Genomic DNA, 641 nt, shown 5'->3' on the forward strand with positions numbered 1-641 from the left:
ATAACTGGATTGATAACGGCGATCTAAAAGTGAAGAATATGGACCTAGTTTTGAAGCTACGCCGCAAAACAAAGTCTTCAAAGTCAAAAGGTAATAAGAAAGTCCTTGGAACGAGCATTGAAGAAAGACCAGAATCAATTGACACACGTGAAGAGTTCGGGCATTGGGAAATTGATACTGTTCTTGGCCACAAATCTAAAGACCAGGCACTTCTAACTCTTGTGGAAAGAAAGACTCGTATGGCCATTGTCCAACGCATACCGGGTAAGAACGCACCAGAAGTAAGGGATGCTTTAGAAGGTATATTTCAGGAATACCCAAACGTTCAAAAGACATTTAAAAGCATCACAGCTGATAACGGATCCGAATTTAGTGAACTTAGCGCACAAGGAAAAGAAATGGGAATAGATGTTTATTTTGCGCATCCATACGCATCTTGGGAGAGAGGGACGAATGAACGTCATAATGGGCTACTCAGACGTTTTATAAAGAAAGGGCAACCGATTCATGCATACTCAGACCAGCACATTGCAGAAGTTGCCAACTGGATGAACACATTCCCCCGGAAAATATTAAACTACGAGACCCCGGAGGAAAATTTTGCGCAATTTGTTGATTGTGTGGCCTAGGCCACACAATCA

Annotated in this window: 1 protein-coding gene; it reads left to right on the forward strand. The window is 42.1% G+C overall.

Features of this window, described 5'->3' with window-relative positions:
* On the forward strand, positions 1-629 hold a 629-nt coding region (locus ACFQ0V_RS13235), incomplete at its 5' end, for an IS30 family transposase (protein WP_381014454.1).
* Positions 630-641 lie beyond the last annotated feature (12 nt).

It is taken from the genome of Savagea faecisuis (assembly GCF_042675605.1).
In the GTDB taxonomy this organism is placed as follows: domain Bacteria; phylum Bacillota; class Bacilli; order Bacillales_A; family Planococcaceae; genus Savagea; species Savagea faecisuis.